This window comes from Streptomyces sp. JH14, from assembly GCF_029428675.1.
Classification (GTDB): domain Bacteria; phylum Actinomycetota; class Actinomycetes; order Streptomycetales; family Streptomycetaceae; genus Streptomyces.
Window position 1 is genome coordinate 4740138 of sequence record NZ_JAJNEL010000001.1, and the last position, 24450, is coordinate 4764587.

23 protein-coding genes are annotated in these 24450 nt (G+C 71.5%); 9 read left to right on the top strand and 14 right to left on the bottom strand.

The window, feature by feature from the left end:
* The first annotated feature begins 76 nt into the window (after positions 1-76).
* The 6 genes from LRD69_RS21545 (at position 77) to LRD69_RS21570 (ending at position 4747) form a co-directional block, all read left to right on the top strand.
* Positions 77-1012 (top strand): ABC transporter ATP-binding protein, encoded by a 936-nt coding sequence (locus tag LRD69_RS21545; RefSeq protein ID WP_277328185.1) that lies wholly within the window; start codon positions 77-79, stop codon positions 1010-1012.
* Positions 1012-1764 (top strand): ABC transporter permease, encoded by a 753-nt coding sequence (locus LRD69_RS21550; protein ID WP_277329831.1) that lies wholly within the window; start codon positions 1012-1014, stop codon positions 1762-1764. The genes LRD69_RS21545 and LRD69_RS21550 overlap by 1 nt, the downstream gene beginning before the upstream one ends.
* Complete coding sequence (locus tag LRD69_RS21555; RefSeq protein WP_277328186.1) at positions 1761-2939, top strand: sensor histidine kinase; 1179 nt, start codon at positions 1761-1763, stop codon at positions 2937-2939. The genes LRD69_RS21550 and LRD69_RS21555 overlap by 4 nt, the downstream gene beginning before the upstream one ends.
* Positions 2936-3547 carry a response regulator transcription factor gene (locus LRD69_RS21560; RefSeq protein WP_277328187.1) on the top strand — a complete coding sequence of 204 codons (612 nt, stop codon included), beginning with the start codon at positions 2936-2938 and terminating at the stop codon, positions 3545-3547. Before LRD69_RS21555 ends, LRD69_RS21560 begins: the two co-directional genes overlap by 4 nt.
* 2 nt (positions 3548-3549) lie before the next feature.
* Positions 3550-4002, top strand: coding sequence for an NUDIX domain-containing protein (locus tag LRD69_RS21565; RefSeq protein WP_277328188.1), 453 nt, complete (start codon positions 3550-3552; stop codon positions 4000-4002).
* 244 nt (positions 4003-4246) lie between these two features.
* On the top strand, positions 4247-4747 hold the full coding sequence (locus LRD69_RS21570; RefSeq protein WP_277329832.1) for a DUF664 domain-containing protein: 501 nt from the start codon (positions 4247-4249) through the stop codon (positions 4745-4747).
* Between the two features lie 121 nt (positions 4748-4868).
* Here LRD69_RS21570 and LRD69_RS21575 read toward each other — a convergent pair whose 3' ends face one another.
* The 3 genes from LRD69_RS21575 to LRD69_RS21585 all read right to left on the bottom strand — a co-directional run bounded on the left by LRD69_RS21575 (position 4869) and on the right by LRD69_RS21585 (position 8056).
* Positions 4869-6056, bottom strand: coding sequence for an MFS transporter (locus LRD69_RS21575; protein ID WP_277328189.1), 1188 nt, complete (start codon positions 6054-6056; stop codon positions 4869-4871).
* Between the two features lie 245 nt (positions 6057-6301).
* On the bottom strand, positions 6302-7018 hold the full coding sequence (locus LRD69_RS21580) for a class F sortase (protein WP_277328190.1): 717 nt from the start codon (positions 7016-7018) through the stop codon (positions 6302-6304).
* A 147-nt stretch (positions 7019-7165) separates the two neighbouring features.
* Entirely contained in the window at positions 7166-8056 is an 891-nt protein-coding gene (locus LRD69_RS21585) for a hypothetical protein (RefSeq protein ID WP_277328191.1), read from the bottom strand.
* Between the two features lie 591 nt (positions 8057-8647).
* On the opposite strand from LRD69_RS21585, the gene LRD69_RS21590 reads away from it, so the two are divergent.
* Positions 8648-10678: a TetM/TetW/TetO/TetS family tetracycline resistance ribosomal protection protein gene (locus LRD69_RS21590; RefSeq protein WP_277328192.1), complete on the top strand. Its 2031-nt coding sequence runs from the start codon at positions 8648-8650 to the stop codon at positions 10676-10678.
* 84 nt (positions 10679-10762) lie between these two features.
* Here LRD69_RS21590 and LRD69_RS21595 read toward each other — a convergent pair whose 3' ends face one another.
* The 11 genes from LRD69_RS21595 to LRD69_RS21645 form a co-directional block, all read right to left on the bottom strand.
* Complete coding sequence (locus tag LRD69_RS21595) at positions 10763-12454, bottom strand: IclR family transcriptional regulator C-terminal domain-containing protein (RefSeq protein ID WP_277328193.1); 1692 nt, start codon at positions 12452-12454, stop codon at positions 10763-10765.
* A gap of 133 nt (positions 12455-12587) precedes the next feature.
* Positions 12588-13766 carry a 4-hydroxybenzoate 3-monooxygenase gene (locus LRD69_RS21600; RefSeq protein WP_277328194.1) on the bottom strand — a complete coding sequence of 393 codons (1179 nt, stop codon included), beginning with the start codon at positions 13764-13766 and terminating at the stop codon, positions 12588-12590.
* 5 nt (positions 13767-13771) lie between these two features.
* Positions 13772-14944 carry a 3-oxoadipate enol-lactonase gene (gene pcaD / locus LRD69_RS21605; protein WP_277328195.1) on the bottom strand — a complete coding sequence of 391 codons (1173 nt, stop codon included), beginning with the start codon at positions 14942-14944 and terminating at the stop codon, positions 13772-13774.
* Positions 14945-15165: 221 nt separating this feature from the next.
* Positions 15166-16584, bottom strand: a complete 1419-nt coding sequence (gene pcaB / locus LRD69_RS21610) for a 3-carboxy-cis,cis-muconate cycloisomerase (RefSeq protein ID WP_277328196.1) — start codon at positions 16582-16584, stop codon at positions 15166-15168.
* On the bottom strand, positions 16571-17137 hold the full coding sequence (gene pcaG / locus LRD69_RS21615) for a protocatechuate 3,4-dioxygenase subunit alpha (RefSeq protein WP_277328197.1): 567 nt from the start codon (positions 17135-17137) through the stop codon (positions 16571-16573). The genes pcaB and pcaG overlap by 14 nt, the downstream gene beginning before the upstream one ends.
* The gene (gene pcaH / locus LRD69_RS21620; protein ID WP_277328198.1) at positions 17137-17907 is read right to left on the bottom strand and encodes a protocatechuate 3,4-dioxygenase subunit beta; all 771 of its coding nucleotides are present in this window, start codon (positions 17905-17907) and stop codon (positions 17137-17139) included. Before pcaH ends, pcaG begins: the two co-directional genes overlap by 1 nt.
* Positions 17908-17917: 10 nt before the next feature.
* Positions 17918-19108: a thiolase family protein gene (locus tag LRD69_RS21625; RefSeq protein ID WP_277328199.1), complete on the bottom strand. Its 1191-nt coding sequence runs from the start codon at positions 19106-19108 to the stop codon at positions 17918-17920.
* Positions 19105-19761 carry a CoA transferase subunit B gene (locus LRD69_RS21630; protein ID WP_277328200.1) on the bottom strand — a complete coding sequence of 219 codons (657 nt, stop codon included), beginning with the start codon at positions 19759-19761 and terminating at the stop codon, positions 19105-19107. Before LRD69_RS21630 ends, LRD69_RS21625 begins: the two co-directional genes overlap by 4 nt.
* Entirely contained in the window at positions 19761-20525 is a 765-nt protein-coding gene (locus LRD69_RS21635; protein ID WP_277328201.1) for a CoA transferase subunit A, read from the bottom strand. The genes LRD69_RS21630 and LRD69_RS21635 overlap by 1 nt, the downstream gene beginning before the upstream one ends.
* Before the next feature lie 267 nt (positions 20526-20792).
* Positions 20793-21650: a transglutaminase-like domain-containing protein gene (locus LRD69_RS21640; protein ID WP_277328202.1), complete on the bottom strand. Its 858-nt coding sequence runs from the start codon at positions 21648-21650 to the stop codon at positions 20793-20795.
* A 26-nt stretch (positions 21651-21676) separates the two neighbouring features.
* On the bottom strand, positions 21677-22678 hold the full coding sequence (locus LRD69_RS21645; RefSeq protein WP_277328203.1) for a GNAT family N-acetyltransferase: 1002 nt from the start codon (positions 22676-22678) through the stop codon (positions 21677-21679).
* Positions 22679-22795: 117 nt separating this feature from the next.
* On the opposite strand from LRD69_RS21645, the gene fdxA reads away from it, so the two are divergent.
* Both fdxA and dapC read left to right on the top strand, forming a co-directional pair.
* Positions 22796-23116, top strand: a complete 321-nt coding sequence (gene fdxA, locus LRD69_RS21650; RefSeq protein WP_018956287.1) for a ferredoxin — start codon at positions 22796-22798, stop codon at positions 23114-23116.
* A gap of 141 nt (positions 23117-23257) precedes the next feature.
* Entirely contained in the window at positions 23258-24355 is a 1098-nt protein-coding gene (dapC, locus tag LRD69_RS21655) for a succinyldiaminopimelate transaminase (RefSeq protein ID WP_277328204.1), read from the top strand.
* Positions 24356-24450: the final 95 nt, after the last annotated feature.

The window sequence follows — 24450 nt, forward strand, 5'->3', positions numbered from 1 at the left end:
GGCATGACATCTGTCATCCCCGATTCACGACCCGTGACCCTGCCGGGCACCCACCCGCCTCCGTCAGGCTGGGCGCATGACGACGACAGCCACCGAAGCCACCACCGCGCAAGCCGCCGTGGTCAGCTTCGACCAGGTCAGCAAGGCGTACGGGGACGTACGCGCCGTCGACGGGATCTCCCTCGACCTGCACCCCGGCGAGACCGTGGCGCTCCTCGGCCCCAACGGTGCCGGCAAGTCCTCCACTCTCGATCTGCTCCTCGGTCTGCGCACCGCGGACTCCGGCACGGTCCGGCTCTTCGGTACTTCCCCGCAGGAGGCGATCGCCGAGGGCCGGGTCGGCGCGATGCTGCAGAGCGGCGGCCTGATGGAGGACGTCACCGTCGCGGAGCTCGTCCGGCTCGTCTGCGATCTGCACCCCCGCCCTTACCCGGTCTCCGACGTCCTGGCCCGCGCGGGCATCGCGTCGATCGCCGACCGGATGGTCAACAAGCTCTCCGGCGGCCAGGAGCAGCGGGTACGGTTCGCCCTCGCCACCGCCGGGGCCAACGACCTGATCGTGCTCGACGAGCCGACCACCGGCATGGACGTCACCGCCCGCCAGGCGTTCTGGGCCACCATGCGCGAGCAGGCCGAGCAGGGCCGTACCGTCCTGTTCGCCACCCACTACCTCGAAGAGGCCGACGCGATCGCCGACCGCGTCCTCGTCCTGCACAAGGGCAGGCTCCTCGCCGACGGCACCGCCGCCGAGATCAAGGCGAGGGCCGGGGCCCGCCGGATCTCCTTCGAGCTGGAGGGGCCCGTCGACGAAGTGGCCCTGCGCGGCCTGCCGTTCCTGTCCACGCTCGACATCAACGGCAACCGGATCCGTATCCAGTCGCACAACGCCGACGCGACCGTCCACGCGGTCTACGCGCTCGGCCTCTACCCGCGCGAACTCGAAGTCGCAGGACTCGGCCTGGAGCAGGCCTTCGTCGCCATCACCGAGGCCGAGGAGGCCAGGACCGCATGATGAATCTCTTCTCGTGGACACTCATCAGGCTCGAAGTGACCCGCACGCTGCGGAACAAGAAGTTCATGTTCTTCTCCGTCATCTACCCGTCGGTCATCTACCTGCTGATCTCCGGCACGCAGAACACCACCGACAAGGTCCCGCACACCGACCTGACGCTGCAGGCCTTCTTCATGGTCTCGATGGCCTCGTTCGGCGCGCTGACCGCCGTGCTGATGGGCAACAGCGAGCGCATCGCCAAGGAGCGCGAGAAGGGCTGGGTCCGCCAGCTGCGCCTGACCGCACTGCCCAGCCGCGGCTACGTCCTGGCGAAGATCGCCAGCGCCGCGATGGTCACCCTGCCGTGCATCGTGGTCGTCTTCCTGGTCGCCGCTGCCGTCAAGCACGTGCGGATGGACGCCTGGCAGTGGTTCGCGCTGGTCGGGGTCATCTGGGCCGGTTCGCTGGTCTTCGCCGCGCTCGGGGTCGCCATCGGCTACATCGCCAGCGGCGACGCGGTCCGCCCGATCACCATGATCATCTACTTTGCGCTGTCGATCCTCGGCGGCCTGTGGATGCCCAGCGCGACCTTCCCGCAGTGGCTCCAGAACATCTCCGAGTGGCTGCCCACCCACGCGTACGCTTCACTCGGCCAGGCCGTCGAGATGGGCGGCTCGCCGCACGCCAAGGACGTCGGCATCCTCTGCGTCTACTTCCTGCTCTTCGCGGGTGGCGCGGCCTGGCTCTACCGGAAGGACACCCTCAAGGCGTGAACGACGACGCGACGTTCGTAGGGATCGGGCGCCCGCCGACCGACCGCCGCCAGGTGGCCGTCAAGCTGCTCTGGATCGGCATCTGGCTCGCGTTCATGAGCGCCCCGGTCAAGGACCTCCTCGACGGCAACCACACGCCGTGGGCCACCGCGCTGGGCGCCCTCGGCCTGGTGGTCTTCGTCGGGACGTACCTGGTCCTCGTCTTCCGCCACACGTCGAAGGCGCTGGACCGTCGCCGGGTCGGGACGACGATCGCCTTCCTCGGCGCCCTGGCCGTCGCGCTCTCCCTGACGCTGGGCACCCCGTGGCTGGTCCTCTTCGTGTACGTCTCCGTCACGGTCGGGGCCACCCTGCCGCTGAGGACCGCCGGCTGGCTGATCCCCGCCGTCACCGCCGTGCTCGTCGGCATCGGCCTGACCGGCGACCACCCGCGCGAGATCATCACCGCCCTGGTCGTCCCGGCACTCCTCGGCGGCTTCGCGATGACCGGCGTACGGCAGATGATCCGTACGACGATCGAGCTCCGCGAGGCCCGTGCCACCGTGGCCCAGCTCGCAGCCAACGAGGAGCGGCTGCGGCTGGCCCGCGATCTGCACGACCTGCTCGGCCACTCGCTCTCCCTGATCACGCTCAAGAGCGAGCTGGCCGGGCGGATGCTGCCCGACCACCCCGAGCAGGCGGCGCTCCAGGTCGCCGACATCGAACAGGTCAGCCGCCAGGCCCTGGTGGACGTACGCAGCGCGGTCACCGGCTACCGGCGGCCGACGCTCCCGGGCGAACTGGCCGGGGCCCGTACGGCACTTGCCGCCGCAGGCATCACCGCCGACGTCCCGGCGGATCTCCCCGCAGACGTCCCCGAGCAGCCGGAGGAAGTCCTCGCCTGGGCGCTGCGGGAAGCCGTCACCAACGTCGTACGCCACAGCGGCGCCCGCCGCTGCACGGTCGCGCTCGCCCCCCGCCAGACGCTCGGCGGCCGCGTCCTCGAGCTCACCGTGGCGGACGACGGCCGCGGAACCTCGGGCACGAAGCCCGGCAACGGCCTCACCGGCATCACGGAACGCCTCGCCACGGTCCACGGCACGATGACCACCCGGCCCACCGATGCCCGTTCGGGCAAAGGCTTCACCCTGACCCTCAGTGTGCCGCTCGGATCCGGCCTAGGATCCTGGGAATGAGCATGATCAGACTTCTCCTCGCCGAGGACCAGTCCATGGTGCGCGAGGCCCTCGCGGCGCTGCTCGGCCTGGAACCCGACATCGAGGTGGTGGCCCAGGTCGCCCGCGGCGACGAGGTCCTCGCCGCGGCCCGCGAGCACGCCGTCGATGTCGCCCTCCTGGACATCGAGATGCCGGGCCTGACCGGCATCGAAGCGGCGGGTCTGCTGCGGAGCGAACTGCCGGCCGTGAAGGTCGTCGTCGTCACGACCTTCGGCCGTCCCGGCTATCTGCGCCGCGCGATGGAGTCGGGCGCGGACGCCTTCCTGGTGAAGGACGCCCCCGCGTCCCAACTCGCGGACGCCGTACGGAAGGTGCTGGCCGGAGAACGCGTCATCGACCCGACGCTGGCGGCGGCCGCGCTCGCCGACGGGGCGAGCCCCCTGACCGAACGCGAACGCGACGTCCTGCGCGCGGCGGCCGACGGCTCGACCAACGTGGAGATCGCCACCGCACTCCACCTCTCCCAGGGCACGGTCCGCAACTACCTGTCCACGGCGATCCAGAAGCTGGCGGCACGGAACAGGGCGGAAGCGGTGCGGATCGCACGGGAGAAGGGCTGGCTGTAGCCATGGCAGAACCCGTACACAAGCGCGTCTCGGCGTACGCGCTCGCCACCTCGGACGACGCGTTGCTCCTGACGCGCCTTGCCGATTCCTCACCGGTCTTCGCGCCCGGGCTGTGGCATCTGCCGGGCGGCGGCATCGACCCCGGGGAGCAGCCGCACGAGGCACTCGCCCGCGAACTGCGCGAGGAGACAGGCCTGGAGCTGCGCGGCGCCCGCCTGGTGGACGCGCGAAGCTACACGGCCCACCGGCTCGGTGTGAGCTGGCACCTGGTGGCGCTCTTCTACGCCATCGAGTTCACCCCCGGTCCGCTCACCGTCACCAAGCCCGATGACACCACCGCCGCGGTCACCTGGATGCCGCTGGCCGGGCTGACGGACTCGGTGCTGTCCCCGGCGGCGATCGACGGCCTGGCGATGATCCGCGAGCGACAGGGGCACGCGGCGGACGCTCGCTGACACAAGGCAACGTCACCGGCCCTTCGTTCGTCGAGGCCCGCGCGCAGGGCAGTGACGCACCGCGCGGTCGGCGAACGGAGGGCTGTCGGGGCTGAAGAACCTGGACGCCTTGTGGGCCTGTCGCCCCGAGGGCGACGGACCCACCACGAAAATCCCGGACCGCTCCCTGTACACGGCCCTGCCGATGCGGAGATGCTCTGTAGCCGTGACCGACAAGAAGAACGATCCCGCATGGCCCAGGGACATCAGCGTCGATACGGAGATCCGGACGCTCCTGTCCTTCCTGAACGGACAGCGTCGTCATGTACTGGGCATCCTCGACGGGCTGGAAGCCGATGCGCTGCGCAAGCCCGTGCTGCCGTCGGGGTGGAGCTGTCTGGGACTGGTCCAGCATCTGGCACTCGATGTGGAGCGGTTCTGGTTCCGGGCCGTCTTCCTCGGCGACCGGGACGTCATCGACGCTCTGGGCGACATCGAGGACGCCTGGCAGGTGGCGTCCGGCACGCCGGCCGCCGACGTCCTCGATCGGTACCGCGCGGAGACGGAACTCGCAGACGCCGTCGTGACTGCCGCGGCAGCGGACGCCTCGTTGGCCTGGTGGCCCCACGATCTCTTCGGCGAACCACACCTGCACACCCTTCGAGACGTCCTGCTCCACGTCATCACCGAGACCGCGTGCCACGCCGGCCATCTCGACGCAGCGCGAGAGCTCATCGACGGTCGGAGATGGATGGTCCTGACGTAGGAGCGGGAACCGCGCCCGCCGGCGAAGGAGCGCGTTCGCGAGGGGCCCCACTCCGGGTCCCCCACGGCGCCGTCGGACGCTGCCGGGGCATGCGCGTGGACGGGACTGCATCGGCGACGGATCACGTCCCCGCCGGCGGCCTGCACGCAGCGTACGTTCCCGCTCCTGCCGCCAGCAGGATCACGCAGCCCGTGAAGATCAGCCCGGCCGGGCGCAGCCCGAGCCAGGTGGCCATGGCACCGACCCCGACCACCGGCACCGAGATCCCGGCGTAGGCGACGACGAAGAACGCCGAAATGGTGCCGCCACGATGCTGTGCCGGGGCCGCATGGCCGACCAGGGTGAGCGCCGCGCGAAAGGCCAGTCCCTGGCCGCCACCGCCGCACAGGGCGCCCAGGACGAGCAGGAGCATGGATTCGGCGATCAGTGAGGACGCCACCAGCAGCAGGCCCACGATGAGGACGCCGCACCCCACGGGGAGCGCGAGGCGCGCGCCGATCCGCTGCGTCAGGGACTGGCCGATGGTCGACGCGAGGAACACGGAGAACACCACGGCGCCGGAGACAGCCAGGTTGTGCACCCCCAGCGTCTGCGCGGCAAAGCTCGGCGCGACCGCCGTGAACAGCCCGAGGAGGGCGAAGCCGGCGAACGCCGCCAGCGAGGCGGGCGTGAACACACCCCGCACCTCGGGAGGCACCGTGATGCCCTGCGGCGTCAGAGGCGGCCATCTCTTCGGCTCCGCCACGGTTTCCGGCAGGAACCAGGTGATCCCGGTGGCCACGGCCACCAGCCCCAGGTGAACCCAGAACGGCAGCATCAGCGGCCAAGGCGTGTACTGCGCGAGGAGGCCGGAGAGCAGTGGCCCACAGCCCAGACCGCCCATGTTCGCCGCCGTGGCGGCGAATCCGGCACGCGTCTTCTGCCCTGGGCCGGCCAGCTCGATCACGGCCGCTGTCGCCGCGCCGCTCAGAAGGCCGGCCGCGCCGCCGGACAGCACGCGTCCCACGAAGAGCAGAGGCAGACCGCTCTGCAGGAGGAAGCACCCCGCGCTTGCGGCCGACAGGGCCATGGCGCACAGGAGCACGGGTCTGCGGCCGACCTTGTCGGAGTAGTTTCCCGCCACCAGAAGCACGGTGATGACTGCGACGGCGTACACGGCGAAGACCACGGTGACCAGCAGCTCGGAGAACCCGATCTTTTCCTGGTAGAGCCCGTACAACGGTGTGGGCAGCGTGGTCCCGGCCATCCCGATGGCGAACACCACTGCCGCAGCCGGATAGCCCGGCCGCCGGCAATCGCCTGCGTTCACTGCACCCTCGCGAACGATCACCACGTCACCCTACGAACGGGCCGGGGGAGGCAGCTGCGTCACCGGCCTGGCCAGGACAGATTTCGGTAGTACATCGGTTGGCGTCCCGCCTGTGCCCATCCGGGCGCCCGGTTCCTGCCGTCGGCAGGGCCATCAGAAGGCCGGCAGAGGCGGTGGGATACCGGGCGGCCACACCTGTCACCACTTCTTCGAGGAGTTGGAGCGGACGGAGACCGTTCGATGAGTCAGGCGCGCTTCATCGCGTCCAGATGGGCGAACACCACCACGTTGTCCTTGTAGTCCTTCACCTTCCTGTCGTAGTCGCCGCCGCACGTGATCACTCGCAGCTCCGCGTCCGGAGTGTTGGCGTACACCCGCCTGTTGGGGAATTTCGCCTTGCTGAACTTCTCGACACTGTCGACCTTGAACGTGGCGACGCTGCCGTCCACCCGGGTGATGTCGACCGTGGAACCGGGCTTGAGGAACTGGAGCTGGAGAAAGACCGCAGGTCCGGTTTTCGTGTCGACGTGGCCCGCGATGATCGCCGAGCCGCGCTCACCGGGCGTGGCACCGTTCTTGTACCAGCCGACCAGGTTCTTGTCGTTCGGCGGCGGGGCGTTGAGCTGACCGCTGGCGGCGAGGGTCAGCGGGGTGAAGGGTGCGTCGACCGCGATCGACGGGATCTGGATGCGCTTCGGCGCGGAACGCGGCATGGCCAGCCCCGTCGGGCTGGGGGAGGCGGCGGTCGACGGGGCGGGAGGCGCGGGGGGAGCAGGTGCGGGCATTGCGGGCGCGATCACCGACGGGGCGGCCAGTGGCTTGCTGTCGTCCGACGTACCGAAGGAGTTGAAGATCAGGATCATGCCCAGCCCTGCCGCAGCTGCGGGCCAGAGCAACGCGCGGCCGAGGGCGAAGGGGGCGGGTTGGGGCGGGTTGGGGTCGGACGACTGCGGGGCGGCCATGGGTGGGAGCCTTTCTTCCATGTGACATCAAGTCAGGTGTGGGGTCGGCCGTTCAGCCCGTAGGGCGGGGAAACGCAGCCGCCGCGGCCGCCGCCCCGAGGGACAGCGACCGCGACAGATGCACAACCGGCCGGCGGTTCAGGTGGTTCAGGCCACCGCACCGCCCACGGTCTGACGACGGCGCAGCTTGTACGCACCGACGCCGAGTCCACCGACGAGCAGCGCCGAACCGGCGGCCAGACCGCTGCCGGTCATGGCCGTCCCGCCGCCACCGGTGTGGACGCCCCCGCGCGGCCTGGCTTCGCCGTTGCCGCCGTTGCTGCCGCGGTCGCCGCCGTAGCCCTCGCCGTCGTCGCCGTAGCCCTCGCCGTCGCCGTAACCACCGTCGTCGCCGTAGCCTTCGTCATCGGCCACGACCTTCGCCATGGCACCGCCACCCGTGTGCACGCCGCCGATGGGCTGGCTGCCGTGGCTGCCCTTCTTGTCACCGCAGTGCTTCTCGAGGTAGCCGCTGCCCTTCGTGTCACGGCACTGCTCCTCACTTGGGCCGCTGCCCTCCTCTTCGCTGCCGTAGCCCTCGCCGTCGTCGCCGTAGCCTTCGTCATCGGCCACGACCTTCGCCATGGCACCGCCACCCGTGCGCACGCCGCCGTTGGGCTGGCTGCCGTGGCCGCCCTTGCCGCCGTGCTTCTCGAGGTAGCCGCTCTCCTTCTTGTCGCCGCCGTGCTTCTCGAGGTAGCCGCTGCCCTTCTTGTCGCCGCCGTGCTTCTCGAGGTAGCCGCTGCTGTCCTCGCCGCCGCCGTAGTCGGAATCGTCTTCGTAGTCGCCGCCGTTGCCGGACTTGCCGCCGTGGTCTTCGCCGTGGCCGGACTTGCCGCCGTGGTCTTCGCCGTGGCCGGACTTGCCGCCGTGGCCGTCGCCGTAGGAGGAGGAGCCGCTGCTTCCGTCGGCCACGGCGAGGGCGTAGGCAGCAGGGGAGGTGATGGCGAGGACCGCACTGATAGCGGCCGTAGCGAACAGGGTGCGGGCAGAGCGCATCTGAACACATTCCTTTCGACGCAACTGCGATGAGTGACTGGCTGTCGACTCAAGGTGACGCAGTCTCGACGTGATCCACCGTCGATCGGAATGCCCCGTCGCGCGACCGGGGCGCTCCGTAAGGGAGCTAAGTCGTGGTCTTTTCGGGTGGTAATATGCCGATAATCACCCGTTGGACTGCATTCCCTGCAGTAATGAGGTTTGGGGCGTGCCGCACCACTCGTTCGCTGACGGCGCCTCATGGTGACGGGCCGTTCGGCAAGGCCGGGAAACTCATGGGCGCATGCGCGAACTGGCTTGGTGCGGTGGCTGGTTGAGTGCAGCGGCCGTGCGCGGCCACGTCACCCGACGGGGCGTGAAGAGCCGGGGCCGGCATCGGTTGCGGGTGCCGGCTGTCGGTGGGCGGCCGGGCGCCCGGCCGCACCGGTCGTGAATCCGGCCCTTAATCGGTTGCCCGCCCGGGTGGTGTCCTGCTGTACTCCCGGAATCAGCTGATCGGCCATTGGCCATCGACCCGGGAGACGGTCATGCGCGGAACTTCCATGTTCATTCAGACGGAAATTTCCACCGATCTTGAGGACATGAAGCTTCGTGCACCTGCTGAACCTGGGAATTCTGGCGCATGTCGACGCCGGTAAGACAAGCCTGACCGAGCGGCTGCTCCACTCCGCCGGTGTCATCGACGAGATCGGCAGCGTCGACGACGGAAACACCCAGACCGATTCTCTGGCGCTCGAACGACAGCGCGGCATCACGATCAAATCGGCCGTCGTCTCGTTCGCCATCGACGACATCGCGGTCAATCTGATCGATACGCCCGGGCACCCGGACTTCATCGCCGAGGTGGAACGGGTACTGAGTGTTCTCGACGGTGCGGTACTGGTCATCTCTGCCGTGGAGGGTGTGCAGGCGCAGACCCGTGTGCTGATGCGGACCCTGCAACGGCTGCGCATTCCCACGATCGTTTTTGTGAACAAGACCGACCGCGGCGGTGCCCAGTACGCGTCCGTCCTGCGGGCCGTGTCCGAGAAGCTGACCCCGGCCGTGGTCGCGATGGGTTCGGTCGACGGAATCGGCACGCGCGGCGCCCGTTGTGCGCCCTACGGGGAATCCGACCCCGCCTTCGTCTCCCGCTTGACCGAACTGCTCGCCGAGCGCGACGACGCGCTCCTCGCCGCATACGTCGACGGCGCGCCGCTTCCGTACAGCAGGCTCCGTGAGGCGCTGGCCACGCAGACCGGCCAGGCGCTCATCCACCCGGTCTTCTTCGGCTCGGCCATCACCGGGGCGGGCGTCGACGCGCTGATCAGCGGGATCAGGGAACTGCTGCCTGCTTCCCAGGGCGACGCCGGCGGGCCGGTCTCGGGCACCGTGTTCAAGGTCGAGCGCGGTCCGGCGGGCGAGAAGATCGCCTACGTACGGATGTTCTCGGGGACCGTGCGGACCCGTGACCGGCTGCCGTTCGGCCGGGGCGGCGGTCGCGGCGAGCCGGGCAGGCGCGACGAGGGCAAGGTCACCGCCGTCAGCGTCTTCGACCAGGGCTCCACGGTCCGTGCCGCGTCGGTCCGTGCGGGGCAGATCGGGAAGCTCCGGGGGCTCGGCGACGTCCGGATCGGTGATGCTGTCGGCGTGGCGGACGCCGGTGCGATCGATCACGTTTTCGCCCCGCCCACGCTCGAATCAGTCGTCGTTCCCCGCCCTCCGGCCGACCGCGGTGAACTGCATTTCGCACTTGCGCAACTTGCCGAACAGGACCCACTGATCAATGTGCGCCAGGACGATATCCGGAAGGAAGTGTCCGTATCCCTCTACGGCGAGGTGCAGAAGGAAGTCATTCAGGCGACGCTGGCCGATGAATTCGGTATCGACGTCACTTTCCGCAGGACGACGACCATCTGTCTGGAACGGGTGACCGGCACCGGATCCGCTTTCGAGGTCGGGGACAAGGATCCCAATCCTTTCCTGGCGACCATCGGCCTGCGTGTCGATCCCGGTCCGCTCTGCAGCGGAGTGCAGTACCGGCTGGAAGTGGAACTCGGATCCATGCCGTTCTCACTGATGAGAGCGGTCGAGGAGACGGTCGGGGAGACCCTGCGGCAGGGAATTCACGGCTGGCAGGTCACCGACTGCATCGTGACGATGACGCATTCCGGCTACTGGCCCCGGCAGAGTCATTCCCATGCGGTGTTCGACAAATCGATGTCGAGTACCGCCGGGGACTTCCGCAATCTGACACCTCTGGTCCTGATGGCCGCGCTGAAACGGGCCGGTACCACGGTGTACGAGCCGATGCACCGGTTCCGGCTGGAGCTACCGGCGGACACGCTCGGCCTGGCCCTGCCCGTACTCGCACGGCTGCGGGCCGTGCCGCGGACACCGGCCGTGCAGGGGGCTTCGTGCGTGCTGGAGGGGGAGCTTCCGGCGGCTCGGGTCCATGAGCTGCAGCAGCAACTCCCGGCGCTCACCCGCGGGGAAGGGGTTCTGGAGACCGCCTTCGACTCGTACCGGGCGGTCGTCGGTACGGTCCCGGACCGCCCGCGTACGGACCGCAACCCGCTCAACCGCAAGGAGTACCTGCTGCACACGGTCCGCAGGATCGCCGGGCAGGGGGAGTCCCGGTAGCCGGTGCCCGGACGGGAGGGGGCCGGTCCCGCCGGTACAGGAGCGGGCGGTGACGGAACTCGTGTGACGGGGCGAGCGGACCGGTCAGGGGATCGGGAGTCCGACCCGTTCCGTCACCACGGCCAGGTCCTCCTCGATCGCGGCAGCCGCGTCCGCGAGCGCCGGCAGCAGCGCGCGCCGCACGTCGTCCGGTGTGCCCCGGCTGGCGTGCGTGGAGACGTTGACCGCGGCGACCACCTGGCCCGCACGGTCGTGCACCGGCACCGCGATCGACCGAAGCCCCTCCTCCAGCTCCTGGTCCACCAGGGCGTGGCCGTCCCGGCGCGCCTGTGCCACGGCCTCGGCAAGCTCGGCGGCGCCTACCCGGGTGAACGGCGTCAGCCGCCGGACCGGGGCGCGGGCCAGCCGCGCGGCCGCCTCCTGCTCGGGCAGACCGGCCAGCAGCACCCGGCCCATGGACGTGGCGTACGCCGGGAAGCGGGTACCGACCGTGATGCTGACGCTCATGATGCGCACGGTGTGCACCCGGGCGACGTACATGATGTCGTCGTCGGCCAGCACGGCGACGGAAGCCGAGTCGTGCACCTGCTCCACCAGCCGGGCCAGGTGGGGCTGTGCGATCTCGGCGAACGCCAGCCGGGAGAGCCGGGCGTAGCCCAGTTCCAGCACCGTGGGCAGCAAGGTGAAGCGGCGCCCGTCGCCGGCAGGGGCCGCGTACCCCAGCTGCTGGAGGGAGAGCAGCGCCCGGCGGGCGGTGGCCCGGGGGAGGCCGGTGGCCTCCGCGGCGCCGGACAGGGTGAGCCCACCGGGTGCGGAGCCCAGGGCGGTGAGCACGGCCAGCCCGCGGGCCAGTGACTGCAGGAACTCCGGGCCCAGCTCCTCCTTGGGGGCGCGGGAGCGGTCCGGGCCGCCGGGCGCGGTCCGCGCGGCGGCCGGTACGGGGGACTCCAGCGCCGCCTCCATCCGCGCCGCGCACGCCCGCAGCCGCGGCAGGGCGTGCTCGGCCAGCGACCCGGCACTGTGCCTGCTGGTGTGACTGACCACGCTGAGCGCGCACACCGTGCTGCCGTCGGATGCGTGCACGGGGACGGCGACGGCGACCAGACCGGGCTCGATCAGCTGGTCGTCGACGGCCCAGCCGGCGTTCCGGGCGTCGGCCTCCCGCTGCCGGAAGGCAGCCTCCACCGCGTCGGGGGCCGGGGGCACCGGACGCGGTGGGACGGCCGGGAAGCCGAGGTCACAGGGGTCGTCATGCAGCCGGGTGCGCCATGCCGCACGCTGCTCGGGACTCCAGTCGGCCGCGAAGAGGACGCCCGGGGCGCAGCGCTCGGCGGGCAGCAGGTCTCCGATCTGGAAAGCCAGTGCCATGGTGCGGCGTCGGGTGGACTGGCTGATGAACCGCACCCCGGCGTTGTCCGGCACCGCGAGGGAGACGGACTCGTCCAGCTCGTCGGCCAACGCGACAGCGAACGGTTCCAGGGTGTCGGGGAGGCCGCAGCAGGCGAGGTAGGCATTGCCCAGCTCCATCAGGCGCGGGGCGAGCACCACGTCGCGGCCGTCCTCGATGCGCAGATACCCCAGGCGGGTCAGGGTGGTGACGATGCGGTCGACGGTGGAGCGGGCCAGGCCCGTGGCGCGGGCCAGGTCGCCCGGGCGCATCCGCGGCCCGGGGTGGGCGGCCAGGGCACGCAGCACGGCCAGACCGCGCTCCAGCGGCCCGACCGGCTCGCCGGGTGCTGCGGCGTCCGCTCCGGATGCGGTCGCGGCATGCGGCATGCGTCCTCCTCGTCCAAGCTCTGGGATGTCCGGAAACCGTACCGTCGGACGCGCGGCGGCCGCGCGGGACGGCCGGGCCGTGGAGCGGGACGCAGCGCGCGGTCGTCCGGGCACCACCGTTGCGGGGCGAGGCCTATTCGATCGTCAGGCCGGCGTAGTTGCCGGCCAGCTCGGCGGCAGCATGGGGAGAGGCCGCGATGCGGTCGAGCTGGGAGGTCTGGAGCCGGGTCTCGAACGTGCTCTGCTCCGGGTCGGTGTGCAGCGTCGTGGTCATGAAGTACGAGAAGTGTTCCGCGCGCCACACCCGGCGCAGACAGGTGTCCGAGTACGCATCGAGCAGCTCGGTGGAGCCGCTGTCCTTCAGCCGGGCGAAGGCCCGGGCGAGCACGACGACGTCGGAGACGGCGAGGTTGAGTCCCTTCGCACCGGTGGGCGGCACGATGTGCGCGGCGTCGCCGGCCAGGAGGACCCGGCCCCAGCGCATGGGCTCGGTGACGAAACTGCGCATGGGCAGCACGGCCTTCGAGGTGATCGGGCCGCGTTCGAGCCGCCAGTCGCCGTCGGTCGCGAAACGGGCGGCGAGCTCGTCCCATATTCGCTCGTCGGACCAGTCGGCCGGGTCGGTGCCGTTGGGGACCTGCAGATAGAGCCGGCCGACCGTTGTGGAGCGCATGCTGTGCAGGGCGAAGCCGCGCGGCGAGTGGGCGTAGATCAACTCGTCGCAGGACGGCGGGACATCGGCCAGGATGCCGAGCCAGGAGTAGGGGTAGACCCGCTCGAAGGTGCGCATGACGCCGTCGGGGACCGCCGAGCGGGTCACCCCGTGGAACCCGTCACAGCCCACGACGTAGTCGCAGTCGAGGGTCTTGTCCCGGCCCTGGTGGGTGTAGTGGATGACAGGCCGGTCCGTGTCGGCCCCGACGACCGCGTTCACCCGGGCCTCGAACAACAGCGGCGCGCCGTCCGTCATCTGAAGGGCGATCAGGTCCTTGACGACCTCGGTCTGGGCGTACACCCACACGCGGCGGCCGCCGGTGAGCGACGGGAAGTCGATGCGGTGCGCCTGGCGATCCCAGCGCAGCTCGATGCCGTCGTGCACCATCCCCTCACGGTCCAGCCGCTCGCCCGCGCCGGACTCCCGCAACACGTCGACCGTGCTCTGCTCAAGGATTCCGGCGCGCTGGCGCTGCTCGACGTACGTGCGGTCGCGGCTCTCCAGAACGACGCAGTCGACGCCGGCGTTGTGCAGGAGCCGGGCGAGCAGCAGCCCCGCAGGGCCGCCGCCGATGATGCCGACGGTGGTGTGGTCCATGGTGACTACTTCTCCTCTTCGAGGATGCGGTTCGCGATGGCGAAGGCGGCGTTGGCTGCGGGCACGCCGCAGTAGACGGCCGACTGGAGCAGGACTTCCTGGATCTCCTCGGCGGTGAGGCCGTTGCGCAGCGCGGCCCGCACATGCATGGCCAGTTCCTCGTGGTGGCCGTGGGCCACCAGCGCGGTGAGGGTGATGCAACTGCGGGTCCTGCGGCTCAGTCCGGGACGGGTCCAGATCTCCCCCCACGCGTAGCGGGTGATGAAATCCTGGAAGCCGGCGGTGAAGTCGGTGGTGCGGGCGACCGCACGGTCGACATGCTCGTCGCCGAGTACGGCGCGGCGCACGGCCATGCCCGCGCCGTACCGGGAGGCGTCGTCGGCGGGCGGCGCGGACTCGGCCGCGAAGTGTCCCAGCAGGGCGGCCAGGACGGGGACCGGACGCTCGACGCCGGCGAGGTGCGCGGCGTGCGCCACCTCGGTCAGTGCGGCGCCGGGGATGCCGTCGGCCAGCTCCCGGGCGTGCGCGACGGGTGTCGCGGGGTCCTCGCGGCCCGCGACGACCAGGGTCGGTGCGGTGATGCGGGACAGTTCGGAACGGATGTCGTAGCCGGCGAGCGCGTCGCAGAGCCCGGCGTAGGCAGCGGGGTCGGTGGCGGACAGGTCGTCGACCATCGCCCGGGCGGCCGGGTCGGCCGCGAAGGACGGGGTGAACCAGCGGGTGGCGGCGGTCTCCGCGACCGGGGCGGTGCCCTCGGCGCGCACCAGCGCCGCGCGCTCCGACCAGCCCTGCGGGTCACCGAAGTGCGCCGACGAGCAGAGGATCGCGAGCGAGGCGAGGCGCTCGGGGTGGTGCACGGCGAGCCAGGTGCCGACGGCGCCGCCGAGCGAGATGCCGGCGTAGGCGAACTCCTCGATTCCGAGCGCGTCGGCGAGGCCGAGGACCAGGCGCCCGAGGTCGGCGACGGAGCCGCCGTCGGGCAGCAGGCCGGCCGGGGACCCGCCGTGGCCGGGCAGGTCCCAGCGCACCACGCGGTGGGTCCGGGCCAGCGACGGGGTCTGCGGGTCCCACACGGCCAGCGAGGTGCCGAGCGAGGGGCCCAGGATCAGCGGCGGGGCGCAGTCCCGGCCGTCCACGCGGTGGTGCAGCAGATGCTGCGCGGGGGCTGAAGTACTCATGCGGTCCTACCTTCTTGCTCGGGACGAGCGGGCCGTTCGCAGGTTCGGCTCGCCCGGGGGTCTCCTCGTGCCGGTGGTGCGGGGCCGCCGGTGGGCGGTGGCTCGCGGCCGGCTCGCCGGTGGGTGCGGCGGGGCTGCGCGACGCCGCTCGGATCCGACACCGTGTCAGTTCGCCGGACGGCGCCCGCGCGCATCGAGCCTCGCGCAGTGGTCACGCTGCGTCAGTTCGGGTCCTGGGCGACGGCGGTGCGGAGCAGGGCGCGGTCCACGAGCGCACCCGCGGAACCCGTGTAGTGCGCCGGGTCGGTCAGTTCGCGCAGCCGGTCCGGGGGGAGGACACCGGCGATGCCGGGCTCCTCCCCGAGGGCCTCGGCGAGTTCCATGCCCTGTTCGACGGCGCGGCGGGAGGCACGGGAGAGCGCCTGCCTGGCCTCGCCGCGGCCGATCAGCCCCGCCAGCACTGCGGCGAGCCGCTCGCTGATGATCAGGCCCCCGGTGGCGTCGAGGTTGTCCCGCATCCGCTGCGGGTGGACGCGCAGGCCCTCGGCCAGTTCGGCGGCGTCGCGGGCGGCACCGCCGACGAGGCGCAGGGCCTGGCGCAGGGGCTGCCACTCGGCGTGCCAGGCGCCGGCCGGGCGTTCGTCCTCGGCGGCGAGCGCACCGTAGAGGACGGAGGCGAGGGCGGGGACCTGGCGGGCCGCGGCGGCGATCAGTGTGGCGCGGACCGGGTTGGCCTTGTGCGGCATGGCGGAGGAGCCGCCGCCGGTGCCCTCGCCGAGCTCGCCGGTCTCGGTGCGGGTCAGCAGCAGGACGTCGGCGGCGAGCTTGCCGAGTGCCCCTGCCGCGAAGGCGAGGGCGCCGCCGAGGTCGGCGACGGGGGTGCGCAGGGTGTGCCAGGGCAGGGTGGGTTCGGCCAGACCGGTCTCGGCCGCGTAGCCGGCCAGCAGCCGAAGGCCGAGGTCCGTGCCCGGATCCGGGTCGATGGGTACGCCGTCGGCCTCGGCGAAGGCATGGAAGGCCGCCAGGGTGCCGGCCGCTCCGCCGAGTTGCGCGGGCAGCGCGGCTCGGGCGGCCGCGAGGCGTTCGCGGGCGTCGAGCACCAGTGAGCGCCAGCCGGCGGCCTTGAGGCCGAAGGTGGTGGGCACGGCGTGCTGGGTGAGCGTGCGTCCGGCGACCGGTGTGCCGCGGTGCTCGGCGGCCAGCCGCGCCAGGGCGCCGGCCGTGCGCGCGAGGTCGGCGATGACGGGTTCCAGGGCCCGGGCGGCGACCAGCATGGCGGCCGTGTCCAGGATGTCCTGGCTGGTGGCGCCGCGGTGTACATGGGCGGCGGCCTGCGGGTCGTGCGTGGCGGCGGCCGCGGTGAGGTCGGCGACGAGAGGGATGACCGGGTTGCCGCCGGAGCGGGCGCGCAGCGCAAGGTCCCGGACGTCGTAGCGGGCGGTCTCGGCGGCCGCCGCCGTGACGGCAGTCCCGGCCGCGGCGGGGACGAGGCCGAGTGCGGCCTGGGCGCGGGTCAGCGCGGCTTCGGCGTCGAGCATCGCGCGGACGTACGCGGCGTCGCCGGTGGCGGCTTCGACCGGCGACCCGGCCTGCCCCGGGGAGAGCAGGCCGAGATCCCCGGCGGGGTCAGTCGAAGGCAAGGAAGACCGTCTCCTCGTGCTCACCGTCACCCTGCAGACGGATGTCGAAGCGGTGCATCCGCTCCCCGTCCGGTACGGCGAGGAGTGTGGCGCGGCGCTCGGGCTCGAGACCGGCCAGCAGCGGGTCGGCCGCGGTGCCGGCCGCACCGGGCAGGTAGATCCGGGTGTGCAGATGGTGCAGCAGACCGCGGGCGAAGACGATCACCGAGAGGTAGGGGACACCGCCGGGCTGCAGCGTGCGCAGCTCGTAGTGGCCGTCCGCGTCGGTCCCGACGCGGCCGAAACCAGTGAAGCCGACGTCGCTCCGGCCGATGACCGCTCCGGTGACCGGGTCGCGGCGCAGCGAACCGGGGGCGCCGCGGCGGGAGCCGTCGGGGGCGGGCTGCCAGGTCTCGATGACGGCGTCGGGGACGGGCGCCCCGGCGCCGTCGTAGACGTACCCGTGGACGGTGAGGGCGTCGGGGTGCCAGGCGGGGGCGATCTCGCCGCCCTTGGCGAAGGGCAGCGCGTAGCCGTAGAACGGGCCCACGGTCTGCGACGGGGTGGTGGACATCAGCGGCCCTCCTCGATCCAGGTGGCGGCCGGACCGTCGAGGACGATGTCCCAGCGGTAGCCGAGCGACCATTCGGGGGTGGACAGGTCGTGGTCGTACGTCGCTACGAGCCGCTCGCGGGCGGAGTCGTCGGTGACGGACTGGAGGATGGGGTCGTGGGCGAAGAGCGGGTCCCCCGGAAAATACATCTGGGTGATCAGCCGCTGGGTGAAGGCGTTGCCGAAGAGCGAGAAGTGGATGTGGGCCGGACGCCAGGCGTTGACGTGGTTGCGCCAGGGGTAGGCACCGGGCTTGACGGTGACGAACTCGTACCGGCCCTGGTCGTCGGTCAGGCAGCGGCCGACACCGGTGAAGTTCGGGTCGAGCGGGGCGGGGTGGTCGTCGCGCTGGTGGGCGTAGCGGCCCGAGGCGTTGGCCTGCCAGACCTCGACCAACTGGCCGCGAACCGGGCGGCCGTCGCGGTCCAGGACCCGGCCGGTGACCCTCATCCGTTCGCCGAGCGGCTCGCCCTGGTGCTGCCGGGTGAGGTCGTGGTCGAGGGCGGTGACATCGGTGACGCCGAAGACCGGGCCGGACAGCTCCACCGCCTCGGGGTCGTGCAGGGCGACGAGCGGCTTGCCGGGATGGCGCAGGACGCTGCTGCGGTACGGGGCGTAACCGCGGTCGGGGTGGCTGCGCTCGGGCTCACCCTCGGCGACGGCCTTGGCGTAGGCCTCGCGCTGCTCGGCGATCTCGGCGGAGATCCGGCCTTGGGTCAGAGGGGTGGTCATACGGGGTTTCCTACCTTTCCAGGACCAGGGCGAGGCCCTGTCCGACGCCGATGCAGAGGGCGGCGACGCCGGTTCCGGAGCCCGCGGCGGCGAGCTGGTGGGCGACGGCTCCGGCGATACGGGCACCGGAGGCACCGAGCGGGTGGCCGATGGCGATGGCTCCGCCGCGCGGGTTGACGACGGTGGGGTCGAGATCGGGCCATTCGGCCAAGCAGCCCAGGGACTGGGCCGCGAAGGCCTCGTTGAGTTCGAACGTGGTCAGGTCGCCGAAGCCGCGGCCGGCCCTGGTCAGGGCCCTGCCGACGGCCTCGACGGGGCCGAGACCGAAGTACTGCGGCTCGACGGCAGTGACGGCCGAGGCGCGGACACGGGCCAGCGGCTCACGGCCGGTGGCTTTCAGGCCCTCCTCGTCCACGAGCAGCAGTGCGGCGGCGCCGTCGTTGAGCGGCGAGGCGTTGCCGGCGGTGACCGTGCCGTCCGGGCGGAAGACGGTCTTCAGCCTGGCCAGCGACTCGGGCGACGTGTTGTCCCGGATGGTCTCGTCACGGGTGAGGACGACGCCTTCGACGGGCACGACCTCGCCGTCGTACAGGCCGTTCTTCCAGGCGAGGGCGGCCTTCTCGTGGCTCGCCACGGCGAACGCGTCCTGCTGCTCGCGCGTGATGCCGTACCGGTCGGCGATCAGTTCCGCACCCTCGCCGAGCGGGACGGTCCACTGCGGCTCCAGGCGCTTGTTGACCATGCGCCAGCCGATCGTGGTGGAGAACAGCTCCTGGCTGCCGGCCGGGAAGGCGCGCTCGGGCTTGGGCAGTACCCAGGGGGCGCGGCTCATCGACTCCACACCGCCCGCGACGGCGACGGATGCGTCGCCGACCGCGATGGCGCGCGCGGCCTGGACGACGGCTTCGAGGCCGGAGGCGCACAGCCGGTTGACGGTGCTGCCCGGGACGGTGACGGGCAGTCCGGCGAGCAGCACGGCCATCCGGGCGACGTTGCGGTTCTCCTCGCCGGCGCCGTTGGCATTGCCGAAGAAGACGTCGTCGATCCTGGCCGGGTCGAGGTCCGCCGTACGGGTCAGCAGGGACCGCAGCACTCCGGCCGCGAGGTCGTCGGGGCGCACCCCGGACAGGGCGCCCCCGTACTTGCCGACCGGGGTGCGGACGGCGTCGACGATGTAGACGTCGCGCAGCTGACGGGTCATCGGGCGCTCTCTTCGAGGGCCGCGGCGATCCGGACCGGGGCGGCCGTCCTGCGCTGGATCTCCTCGGCAGGGACGCCCGGGGCGCACTCCACCAGGACGAGCCCGTCGTCGGTGACGTCCAGGACTCCGAGGTCGGTGATGATGCGGTCCACGCAGGCCCTGCCGGTGAGCGGCAGAGTGCACTCGTCGACGATCTTCGGGCTGCCGTCCTTGGCGGTGTGGGTCATCGTCACGATGACCCGGCGGGCGCCGTGCACCAGGTCCATGGCACCGCCGATGCCGGTGACCATCTTGCCGGGCACGGCCCAGTTGGCGAGGTCGCCGCGGGCGGACACCTGCATGGCACCGAGCACGGCGGTGTCGATGTGACCGCCGCGGATCATCCCGAAGGAGAGCGCCGAGTCGAAGAAGGAGGCGCCGGGCAGGACGGTGACGGTCTCCTTGCCGGCGTTGATCAGATCCGGGTCGACCTCGTCGTCGTGGGGGAACGGGCCGGTGCCGAGGATGCCGTTCTCCGACTCCAGCACGACGTGGACGCCCTCGGGGAGGTGGTTCGGGATCAGCGTCGGAAGCCCGATGCCGAGGTTCACGTACTCGCCGTCGGCAAGCTCGCGGGCCGCACGGGCGGCCATGTCGTCTCGCGTCCAGGCCATCAGGCCGACACCCCCCTGGTGGTGCGCTTCTCGATCTTCTTGTCAGCGGCCTGTTCGGGAGTGAGCGCCACCACCCGCTGGACGAAGATGCCCGGCAGATGGACCTGGTCCGGGTCGATCTCGCCCGGCTCGACCAGCTCCTCGACCTCGGCGATGGTGATCCGGCCCGCCATGGCGGCCAGCGGGTTGAAGTTGCGGGACGACTTGTTGAAGACCAGGTTGCCGTGCCGGTCACCCCTGGCGGCCCGGACGAGTGCGAAGTCGGTGGTGATACCCCGCTCCAGCACGTACTCGACGCCGTCGAACTTGCGGGTCTCCTTGCGCGGCGATGCCACCGCGATCCCGCCCGAGCCGTCGTAGCGCCAGGGCAGTCCACCGTCGGCGACCTGCGTGCCGACGCCGGCCGGCGTGAAGAAGGCGGGGATGCCGCAGCCCCCGGCGCGCAGCCGCTCGGCGAGCGTGCCCTGAGGGATCAGCTCGACCTCCAGCTCACCGGCGAGGTACTGCCGGGCGAACTCCTTGTTCGCGCCGATGTAGCTGCCCGTGACGCGGGCGATCCGGCCTGCCGAGAGCAGGACGGCGAGACCGGAGTCCATGGCGCCGCAGTTGTTCGAGACCACGCCCAGTCCGCCGACTCCGGCGTCGTACACCGCCTGGACCAGTGTGTTCGGCACGCCGCTGAGGCCGAAGCCACCGACTGCCAACGACGCTTCGTCGTGGACGTCTGCCACGGCCTGCGCGGCCGAGGCGATCACCTTGTCCATCCGCCCGCCTCACACATCTTGTTCGCCAGATGAACTTAAGTTCATATTTCTCTGCGGATTCTGTTCCTCTGCGTGTGATCCGTCAAGGGTGTCGGCGGTGCCGGCGACACCACCCCGGCGCCGGCCGGGGGTGCGCGGGTGCGTCCGGAGACCGGATGTCATGAGTGCGATATGACGTGAGCATGTCAAGTCGCCTTGTGTCGCATCGGTACGCCGGAAGCGCCGGCCGCAGGGCCTCGCTGCACTCCCTGGTTCAGCAACGTCCGCCTAGTTCAGCAACGCCCGCGCCGCCCGCGCACGCCCCCGGATCATCTCCGCCGCCGTCGGCTCCACCGCCCCCACCAGATCCGCGTACTCCTCCATCTCTGCGGCGCCGCGCAGGAACTCCCCGCTCTGTACGAGCAGCTGCGCCCGCTCGTACCGCAGCCTCGCCGGGTGCGAAGGCAGCAACAGCGACAGTTCCACCGCCCACAGCGCCACCCGCGTGCACTCCGGGCGCACCGCCGCCCACGCCCTGATGTTGTTCAGGATCCGCAGCACGATCTCCAGCGGGCGGGCCGGCACCAGCATCGACGGTTCCAGCGTCGCCCCGGTCGCCCCCGTCACCAGCAACTCCGCGTCCTGGCCGGTCATCGGACGGCCGCCGGCGAACGGGTCGGCCAGTACCCGCTCCGCCGGATCGCCGAACCCGACGACGAAATGACCCGGCAGCGCCACCCCGTACACGGGGGCGCCCGCCCGTCGGGCCACCTCGATCCACACCACCGACAGCAGGATCGGCAGCCCTCGCCGGCGCCGCAGCACGTCGTGCAGCAGCGACGACTCCAGCCGCTGGTAATCGGCCGAGGAGCCCGCGAATCCGCACCGTTCACCCAGCAGTTCGGCCAGCGCCGATGCCCAGGCGCGCCCGCCCCGGATCCCGTACGGAAGCAGGCCCGCCAGCCGGTCCAGTTCGATCTGCGCCGTGTCGATCCCGTCCGTGTCCAGCGCCGGGTCGGCCTCCGCGGCCAGCAGTAGACAGAGCAGCGCCAGGTCGGGCCGCTCGGCGCGCGCCTCCTCGGCAAACTGCCGTCGCAGCTCGTCCCTCCCCGGGCCCGGCGGGTTCGGGGGATTCGTTGGGTCCATCGGGGACACGTAGGTACCTTCCCCGGCTACGCCGACCTGAAGTGGTGATACAGGTGATGCGTCGCGAAACCCATCCGGTCGTAGAGCGCCCGCGCCCGCTCGTTGTCCGCCTCCACCTGCAGCCACGCAGCCGACGCCCCCTCGTCCAGCGCCTGCCGGGCCAGTGCGGTCATCACGGCGGTGGCGAGCCCCTGCCTCCGGTACGCGACATCGACCTCGACGGCCATGAAGCCCGCCCAGCGCCCGTCCACCACGCACCGCCCGATCGCCGCCGGCGGATCGCCCTCCGTGTCGCCCGGCACGGTGGCGAACCACACCGACGGCCCGCTGCCCAGCACCTTCAGCACATGCGGGCCCGGGGTGTCGAAGCGCTGGTAGCGGGAGAGCCACGCCTCGTCGATCTCCCGGCTCAGCCGCACCCGCGCCACGTCCGCGTCCTGGTCACCGATCGGGGCCAGCGCCGCGATGCGCACCTCCGCCGTCACCTCGCGCCGCCACCCGCTTCGCTCCAGCTCCGCGCACAGCTCCTCCTGCGTGCCCTCGGCACCGGTCGCGGTCTGGATGTACGCGGGCAGTCCGCGGTCCTCGTACCACCGCTCGACCCGCGCGAGTGCCTCGTCGAGCGGCGCCCCGGGGTCGCCGAGCGGCAGTACGGAGTTGGCACGCCGGGTGAAGCCTTTCGCGGAGCGCAGCAGCCAGTCGCCGAGCCGCTCGCTCTCCACCGGCTGCCAGGCCCGGGCGCAGACGGGGGCGAGCTCGGCGAAGGTGGCCGCCGGGCCCCGGCGGCGGGCCGGTGCGGACGGTACGACCTTGCCCGCCACCAGCGACGATTGCGGGATGTGGACGGAATCACCGCTCTTCGGTGTGATCGACAGCACACCGTCGTCCCAGGATGTGAGAACGCCTACCGTGTCCGTGAACTGCGACCCGGCCGCACCACTCTCGGAGCGGCGTCGGACTGATACCCGTTTGCCCACGTCAGCGGGTGTAATTCGGACCTCGAGTCGTCCGCCGATGGTGAATTCCACAGCTCTGTCCGCCCCTCCTGTTCGGTTCGTGCCCCGGAACGGAGATACTAGGTGCGGGCATCGACGACGCCGCGCTCCCGCGCGAGAGCCAACGCCCTACCGAGGAGGAACGACAGCGTGACCTACGTCATCGCGCAGCCTTGTGTCGACGTAAAGGACAAGGCCTGCATCGAAGAGTGCCCCGTCGACTGCATCTACGAGGGCCAGCGGTCCTTGTACATCCACCCGGACGAATGCGTCGACTGCGGAGCCTGTGAGCCGGTATGCCCGGTCGAGGCGATCTTCTACGAGGACGACACCCCGGAGGAGTGGAAGGACTACTACAAGGCGAATGTCGAGTTCTTCGACGACCTCGGGTCGCCCGGTGGTGCCTCCAAGCTGGGCCTGATCGAGCGCGATCACGCGTTCATCGCAGCGCTGCCGCCGCAGAACCAGTAAGCAGCGGCCGGCACGTGCGCCGCCCCGGCCCCGTACGGCTCGTCACCGTGCGGGGCCGGGGTGTTTTCCGGGCCGGGCGGCCGACGGCCCCCGAACCACCCGTATCACCCTCGTAACCCTCGTACGAGAAAGCAGAGATCCGTGTCCGCAGCAGTCTCCTCCCGCCTCCCGGTCTTTCCCTGGGACAAGCTCACGCCCTACAAGTCGACCGCTGCGGCCCACCCGGACGGCATCGTCGACCTGTCCGTCGGTACCCCCGTCGACCCGGTGCCCGGCCTGATCCAGCAGGCGCTCGTCGCCGCCGCGGACAGCCCGGGCTATCCGACGGTGTGGGGGACCGCCGAACTCCGCGACGCCCTCACCGGCTGGGTGGAGCGGCGCCTCGGGGCGGTCTCCGTGGCGCACGAGAACGTGCTGCCGGTCGTCGGCTCCAAGGAGCTGGTGGCCTGGCTGCCGACCCAGCTCGGCCTCGGCGCGGGCGACAAGGTCGCCTACCCGCGGCTCGCCTACCCCACGTACGAGGTGGGCGCCCGGCTCTGCGGCGCCGAGCCCGTCGTCTACGACGACCCGACCGAGCTCGACCCGGCCGGACTCAAGCTGCTCTGGCTCAACTCGCCGTCCAACCCGACCGGCCGAGTCCTGGCCAAGGACGAGCTGACCCGGATCGTCGCCTGGGCGCGCGAGCACGACGTGCTGGTCTTCAGCGACGAGTGCTACCTGGAGCTGGGCTGGGAGGCCGAACCGGTCTCCGTGCTCCATCCCGACGTCTGCGGCGGCACGTACGAGGGCATCGTCGCCGTCCACTCGCTCTCCAAGCGCTCCAACCTCGCCGGATACCGCGCGGCCTTCGTCGCCGGTGACGCGGCCGTCCTCAGCGAGCTGCTGCTGATCCGCAAGCACGGCGGGATGATGACACCCACCCCGGTCCAGGCGGCGACGATCGCGGCACTCGGCGACGACACCCACGTCGCCGAGCAGCGGACCCGGTACGCGGACCGTCGCGCGGCGCTGCGGACGGCGCTGGAGGCGCACGGCTTCCGGATCGAGCACAGCGAGGCGAGCCTCTACCTGTGGGCGACGCGCGACGAGCCGTGCTGGGAGACGGTTGCGTACCTCGCGGAGCTCGGCATCCTGGTGGCGCCGGGCGACTTCTACGGGCCGGCGGGCGACCGCTTCGTACGCGTGGCCTTCACGGCGACGGACGAGCGCGTCGAGGCCGCGGTCAAGCGGCTGTCCTGACCCGGGCCGCATGACGGTCTGCGACCGCGCGGCCGGAGCCCGCGTGATCCGGTCGGACGTGCGAGAGGGCCCCGGGAGTACGCACTCCCGGGGCC

Bases quoted from the DNA above. Each gene is read 5' to 3' on its own strand.
- LRD69_RS21545 (WP_277328185.1), top strand. From the start codon at position 77: ATGACGACGACAGCCACCGAAGCCACCACCGCGCAAGCCGCCGTGGTC.
- LRD69_RS21550 (WP_277329831.1), top strand. From the start codon at position 1,012: ATGAATCTCTTCTCGTGGACACTCATCAGGCTCGAAGTGACCCGCACG.
- LRD69_RS21560 (WP_277328187.1), top strand. From the start codon at position 2,936: ATGAGCATGATCAGACTTCTCCTCGCCGAGGACCAGTCCATGGTGCGC.
- LRD69_RS21565 (WP_277328188.1), top strand. From the start codon at position 3,550: ATGGCAGAACCCGTACACAAGCGCGTCTCGGCGTACGCGCTCGCCACC.
- LRD69_RS21580 (WP_277328190.1), bottom strand. From the start codon at position 7,018: ATGGCCGCCCCGCAGTCGTCCGACCCCAACCCGCCCCAACCCGCCCCC.
- LRD69_RS21585 (WP_277328191.1), bottom strand. From the start codon at position 8,056: ATGCGCTCTGCCCGCACCCTGTTCGCTACGGCCGCTATCAGTGCGGTC.
- LRD69_RS21595 (WP_277328193.1), bottom strand. From the start codon at position 12,454: ATGCCGCATGCCGCGACCGCATCCGGAGCGGACGCCGCAGCACCCGGC.
- LRD69_RS21600 (WP_277328194.1), bottom strand. From the start codon at position 13,766: ATGGACCACACCACCGTCGGCATCATCGGCGGCGGCCCTGCGGGGCTG.
- pcaD (WP_277328195.1), bottom strand. From the start codon at position 14,944: ATGAGTACTTCAGCCCCCGCGCAGCATCTGCTGCACCACCGCGTGGAC.
- pcaG (WP_277328197.1), bottom strand. From the start codon at position 17,137: ATGTCCACCACCCCGTCGCAGACCGTGGGCCCGTTCTACGGCTACGCG.
- pcaH (WP_277328198.1), bottom strand. From the start codon at position 17,907: ATGACCACCCCTCTGACCCAAGGCCGGATCTCCGCCGAGATCGCCGAG.
- LRD69_RS21625 (WP_277328199.1), bottom strand. From the start codon at position 19,108: ATGACCCGTCAGCTGCGCGACGTCTACATCGTCGACGCCGTCCGCACC.
- LRD69_RS21630 (WP_277328200.1), bottom strand. From the start codon at position 19,761: ATGGCCTGGACGCGAGACGACATGGCCGCCCGTGCGGCCCGCGAGCTT.
- LRD69_RS21635 (WP_277328201.1), bottom strand. From the start codon at position 20,525: ATGGACAAGGTGATCGCCTCGGCCGCGCAGGCCGTGGCAGACGTCCAC.
- LRD69_RS21640 (WP_277328202.1), bottom strand. From the start codon at position 21,650: ATGGACCCAACGAATCCCCCGAACCCGCCGGGCCCGGGGAGGGACGAG.